Source organism: Streptomyces sp. NPDC056347, assembly GCF_042262625.1.
Classification (GTDB): domain Bacteria; phylum Actinomycetota; class Actinomycetes; order Streptomycetales; family Streptomycetaceae; genus Streptomyces.
Genome location: NZ_JBHJQP010000175.1, coordinates 10,759 through 16,636 on the forward strand (window position 1 = coordinate 10,759; position 5,878 = coordinate 16,636).

A 5,878-nucleotide genomic window follows, 5' to 3' on the forward strand; every position below is an offset into this window, starting at 1 on the left:
TTTTTGTTTATAAGAGACCGCCCCCCCCCCCCCCCACACACACACACCCTCCGAGGAGCCCGTCCCGTGACCGCCCGCAAGCCCGCCCGCACCGCGCCCTCGTCCTCCCCCGCCGCCGGAGCGCCCCGCACCGCGCCCGCCCGCACCGCACCCGCCCGGAAGACCGCGCCCGCCACCGCCGCCCGGACGGCCCGGGCCGAGCCGTCGCGCCCGCGCCGGGGCGGCACCCGGACCGCCCGCCCGCTGGACGGCGCCGACCGGGGGCGGCTGCTCGCCGGTGAGCACCACGCCCCGCACGGCCTGCTCGGCGCCCACCCGGTGCGCGGCGGGACGGGGGTGCGGGTGCTGCGCCCGTACGCCCGGTCGGTCACGGTGCTCGCGAAGGGCGTGCGGGTGCCGCTGCACGACGAGGGCGACGGCTTCTTCGCCGCACTGCTTCCGGCGGACACGCCGTTGGAGTACCGGCTGCTGATCGACTACCCGGACGCCTCCGTCGAGACGCACGACCCGTACCGCTTCCTGCCCGCGCTCGGCGAGCTGGACCTGCATCTGATCGGCGAGGGCCGGCACGAGGAGCTGTGGACGGCTCTCGGGGCCCGGACCATGGAGCACCAGGGGGTGACGGGCACCCGCTTCACCGTATGGGCGCCGAACGCGCGCGGCGTGCGGGTGGCGGGGGACTTCAACCACTGGGACGGCACCGCGTACCCGATGCGCTCGCTCGGCTCGAGCGGGGTGTGGGAGCTGTTCCTGCCCGGGGTCGGGGAGGGCGCGCTCTACAAGTTCGACGTCTGCCGCCCGGACGGTTCGCACACGCTGCGCGCCGACCCGATGGCCCGGCGCGCGGAGGTGCCGCCCGCCAACGCCTCGGTCGTGACGGCCTCGCACCATGTGTGGCAGGACCAGGAGTGGATGGCGCACCGCGGCGACGTCCCGGCGCACCGGGCGCCGATGTCGGTGTACGAGGTGCATCTGCCGTCCTGGCGGCCGGGGCTCGGCTACCGCCAGCTGGCCGCCCAGCTCCCGGCGTACGTACGGGCCCTGGGGTTCACCCATGTGGAGCTGATGCCGGTCGCCGAGCACCCCTTCGGCGGCTCCTGGGGCTATCAGGTCACCGGTTTCTACGCCCCGACCTCCCGCCTGGGCTCCCCCGACGACTTCCGCTTCCTGGTCGACTCGCTGCACCGGGCCGGGGTCGGGGTGATCGTCGACTGGGTGCCCGCGCACTTCCCGCGCGACGACTGGGCGCTGGCCGAGTTCGACGGCCGGCCGCTGTACGAGCACCCGGACCCGAAGCGGGCGGCGCATCCCGACTGGGGCACGCTGGAGTTCGACTACGGCCGCCGCGAGGTGCGCAACTTCCTTGTCTCCAACGCCACTTACTGGTGCGAGGAGTTCCATGTCGACGGGCTGCGGGTGGATGCGGTCGCCTCGATGCTCTACCTCGACTACTCGCGCGAGGACGGGCAGTGGACGCCCAACGAGCACGGTGGCCGGGAGAATCCGGACGCGGTCTCCTTCCTCCAGGAGATGAACGCCACCGTCTACCGGCGCAGTCCGGGGGTGGTGACGATCGCCGAGGAGTCCACCGCCTGGGACGGCGTCACCCGCGCCACCGACCTGGGCGGCCTGGGTTTCGGCCTGAAGTGGAACATGGGCTGGATGCACGACTCCCTGGAGTACATGACGAAGGAGCCGGTGCACCGCAAGTACCACCACGACGAGATGACGTTCTCGATGGTGTACGCGTACAGCGAGAACTACATCCTGCCGATCTCGCACGACGAGGTGGTGCACGGCAAGCGCGCGCTGGTCTCCAAGATGCCCGGCGACTGGTGGCAGCAGCGCGCCGGCCACCGGGCCTATCTCGGCTTCATGTGGGCCCACCCGGGCAAGCAACTCCTCTTCATGGGCCAGGAGTTCGCCCAGGGCGCGGAGTGGTCGGAGGGGCACGGACCGGACTGGTGGCTGCTCGACCCCTCGTACGCGGCCGAGAGCGACCACCGGGGGGTGCGCGCCCTGGTGGGCGACCTGAACCGGGTGTACGCCGAAACGCCCGCGCTCTGGCAGCTCGACACCGTCCCGGAAGGGTTCGCCTGGGTGGACGGCGGGGCGGCCGAGGACAACGTCTTCGCGTTCCTGCGACACGACGCGCACGGCTCGCCGCTGCTGGCCGTCAGCAACTTCTCCCCGGTGGTGCGGCACGGCTACCGCCTGGGGGTGCCGGAGGTGCCCGGGGACCGGGTGGCCTGGGCCGAGGTGCTCAACACCGACGACGCCCGGTACGGCGGGGGCGGCGTGCGCAACACGGGCCCGCTCAAGCCGGAACCGGTCCCGGCCCACGGCAGGAGCACCAGCGTCGCGCCGACGCTCCCGCCGCTGGCGACGGTGTGGCTGCGACCGGTGTGACTCAGCCGCCGCAGGTGGTGAACTCGGGCGCGGTCTTCGCCAGGTAGACGCTGGCGTGGCCCTGGTCGTCGCTGACCAGCGGGACGGTGACGGTGTCGTGCGCCTTCCACGGGTAGCCGTTGGCGTCGAAGGTCCAGTCACCGGTGACCTTGGTGGCGAGCTTCGACAGCGCCACCCAGCCGTACTGCTGCTGCGGGACGGTGATCGTCAGGCTGTTGCCCAGCGTCTCGCTCAGGTTGTACGTCACGCTGCCGGAGATGGTGAGGGAGACGCTCGTCTGGACGGGGCTCGCCGCCCCCGTGCCCAGGGTCGAGGTGAAGGACACCCCGAGCGTGCTGGACCATCCGCTGGTGGTGGTCAGCGTGAACGTCCACGGCACCGGGGCGCCGGTGCCGTTGTACCAGACGGGCGAGACGCACTCGACGGGCAGCGGCTCGGCGGGCGCCTGGGTGCCCTTCGTCCACGAGCAGGTGGTCGCGTCCTTCTGGCAGCGCTTGGAGGCGTACTCCACGGCGGCCGCGAAGGCGTCGTCCGCGGCGGCCGCGGGGACCTTCCACCGCTGGGCGGCGGTGCCGTTGCAGCCGTAGGTCTGCGTCCAGGCGTCGTTGTACTGGGCGTTCAGGACGATGTCGATGCAGCTGTTGTCACCGGCGTTGCGGATCATGAAGGTGTTGGCGACGCCGGTGACGGGCTGGAAGTACCAGCGCTGGGCGGCGGCCCCGGAACAGGACTGCTGCCGCAGCGGCAGACCGGTCGCCACGCACTTGCCGGTGAAGTCGTTGGCCAGGGTGAACGACCCGTCGGCCTGCTTGTTGGCGGTCCACTGCTGGTGGTAGCCGGGCGCGGAGTTGGTGACGATGTACACGCCGTCCCCGGTGTTGCCGTTCTGCACGTCCAGGTTGCGGTTGTTGCTGCCGGAGGTGAGCGTCAGCCCGGCGAGGCCGGACGTCTCGGCCGCCCGTGCCGGTCCGGCCGCCTGCACGGTCAGGCCGAGTACGACGGCCAGCGCGGCCACGAGGGCGGCCAGCACCCTGGGTACGGCGCCGATTGCGCGTGAATTCACGACTGTTCCCCCTGTGTGATCATCGGATCGCGTGGAGTGATGCCGCCGGTCACTCTAGTGCGGCCGCGCCCGGCGGTCGGGCGTTGCGCACAATTGCGTCCCGGCCCCGCCGTTCACCGGGAGGAGCCCGGGAGGAAACTGTGAGGAATCCGGGAGGAACAGGGCGCTGTGATGGGAACCGGCTGTGGCTGAGGGCTTGATCGATGTGGTGATCGCGGACGACCAGGAGCTGGTGCGCACCGGGTTCGAGATGATTCTGGACGCCCAGCCCGGAATCCGGGTGGTGGGCGTGGCCGGTGACGGCGCCGAGTGCGTCGAGCTGGCGCGGCGGCTGCGCCCGGACGTGGTGCTGGCCGATGTCCGGATGCCGCGCCTGGACGGCCTGGAGGTCACGCGCGTGCTGGCGGGCCCGGACGCCGATCCGCGGATGAACGTGGTGGTGATCACGACGTTCGACCAGGACGACTACGTGCGCGACGCGCTGCGGTTCGGCGCGTGCGGCTTCCTGCTCAAGGACGCCACTCCCGCGCTGCTGGTGGAGGCGGTACGGGCCGCCTCACGCGGTGACGCGCTGGTGTCGCCGGCGGTGACGGTGCGCCTGCTGCGTCGGCTGGGCGCCCGGCCGGGGACGGGCCGCGGCCGGGCGGGGACGGCGGAGGCGGCGGGGCTGAGCAGCCGGGAGGTGGAGATCGTGCGGCTCGTCGCGGTCGGCCGCACCAATCAGGAGATCTGCGACGAGCTGTTCCTGTCCCTGTCGTCGGTGAAAACGTACCTGGGCCGCATCCAGACCAAGCTCGGCGTACGGAACCGGGTCGAGGCGGCGGCCTGGGCGTGGGAGCACGGCATGGTCACGTCCCGCTCGTGACCGCGGCCGGACGCCGTCATTCGGAAGGCAGGGCCAAAGGCTGTCCCGTGATCCCTGACGGGCGCGCGCGACGACAGTTGCGGCACCCGGCCGTGCGCTCGTCCACCGGGGATCACGGAGCGGCCCTCAGACCGGGTGGCGGGGCAGCGCGGCGGAGACCTGCCAGTACCCGGTGCCGGTGGGCCCGGCCCGGAACGTGCCGTCCAGGGCTTCGACGCGCTCCCGCAGGCCGACGAGGCCCAGGCCGCCGTGGCCTCCGGCCGGACGGGCGGGCCGGTGGCGGGGGGCGGGGTTGGTGACCGTGACGTACAGCCAGTCGTCGTCGGCGTCCAGGTGGACGGTGGCGTGTTCACCGGGGGCGTGGCGGCGGATGTTGGTGAGGGCTTCCTGCACGACCCGGTAGGCGGAGGTCTCGACCTCGGGGCTGAAGCGGGTGCCGCGGGCGGCGGCGGTGACCTCCAGCCGGAGGGGCGGACCGTCGGGGTCGTTGCGGGTGAACTCGGCGGCCAGTTCGCCGAGTTCGGCCGGCAGGTCGCCGGGGCGCAGGGGGATGTGGTCGTCCTCGCGCAGGACCCGGACCAGTCGGCGCATGGACTCCAGGGTCTCGGTACCGGCGAGGGCGATCGCCTCCAGGATCGGTTCGACCTTGTCGGGGGCGGTGGCGTGGATGGTGCGGGCCGCGTTGGCCTGGACGATGATGCCGGTCATGTGATGGGCGACCAGGTCGTGCAGGTCACGGGCGAGCACGAGCCGTTCGGCATGGCGGACGTCCTGCACGGCGCGTCGACGATGGCCCTCCTGGGCCCGGAGAGTGGTGCCGAGGATCACACAGACGGTCAGGGCGACGGTGATCACGTAGACGGCGCCCACGGCGGTGTCCGGGTTCCGGCCGCGCAGCGGCAGTACGAGCAGCGCGACGACCAGGGCGGCGACGATCCAGCCCGCCGTCCGGGCGGGACCGACCTGGGCGAGGACCCGGATGACCAGTGCCAGCAGCGCCATCATCTCCAGGAAGCCCCAGCCGGCCCAGCTCTGCGGGAAGAAGAGGCAGGCACAGCTGAGGGCCAGGGACATGGCGGCCACGAACGCGGCCCGCCGGGTGAGGGAGGGCAGCCGGCGGTTGTCGGGCAGCGCCAGGGCGGCGGCCAGTGGTCCCGTGATGAACACCGGAATCCAGCTGGTCGCGGCGGTCTGCGTCGGCGGGTGCCGCAGGAAGAGCACCGCGAAGTCCGCGAAGCAGGTCAGGGCCAGCGCGACGAGCACGCCCGCCCGGATCAGGCGCACCGCGGCCGGCGAGAACGGAAGTGTCGGGTCCACCTGCTCAGCCTAGGAGCCGGTTCCGACCGGAGGCTGTCGGCCGATCGGCCGACAACCCGTGTCACGGACCGTGCTCCGGGCTGACGTCGCAGGCCGCCACGGCGCTGAAGGATGGGTGGCGGGGGGGGGGGGGGGCCCCCCCCCCCCCCCCCCCCCCCCCCCCCCCCCACAACACAAAACAAACCCCCCACCACCCCCCCCCGAAGAGGGTGGGGGGAGAGTTG

Annotated in this window: 4 protein-coding genes; 2 read left to right on the forward strand and 2 right to left on the reverse strand. The window is 72.6% G+C overall.

The window, feature by feature from the left end:
* The first annotated feature begins 66 nt into the window (after positions 1–66).
* Positions 67–2,409 (forward strand): 1,4-alpha-glucan branching enzyme, encoded by a 2,343-nt coding sequence (glgB, locus tag ACFCV8_RS29910; protein WP_376688605.1) that lies wholly within the window; start codon positions 67–69, stop codon positions 2,407–2,409.
* A 1-nt stretch (position 2,410) separates the two neighbouring features.
* On the opposite strand, the gene ACFCV8_RS29915 is transcribed toward glgB, so the two are convergent.
* The gene (locus tag ACFCV8_RS29915) at positions 2,411–3,472 is read right to left on the reverse strand and encodes an RICIN domain-containing protein (RefSeq protein ID WP_376688606.1); all 1,062 of its coding nucleotides are present in this window, start codon (positions 3,470–3,472) and stop codon (positions 2,411–2,413) included.
* 184 nt (positions 3,473–3,656) lie between these two features.
* Between ACFCV8_RS29915 and ACFCV8_RS29920 the strand changes: the two genes are divergently transcribed.
* Positions 3,657–4,337, forward strand: a complete 681-nt coding sequence (locus ACFCV8_RS29920) for a response regulator (protein WP_376688607.1) — start codon at positions 3,657–3,659, stop codon at positions 4,335–4,337.
* A 126-nt stretch (positions 4,338–4,463) separates the two neighbouring features.
* Here the strand turns inward: ACFCV8_RS29920 and ACFCV8_RS29925 are convergent, their stop codons facing one another.
* Entirely contained in the window at positions 4,464–5,654 is a 1,191-nt protein-coding gene (locus ACFCV8_RS29925) for a sensor histidine kinase (protein ID WP_376688608.1), read from the reverse strand.
* Positions 5,655–5,878 lie beyond the last annotated feature (224 nt).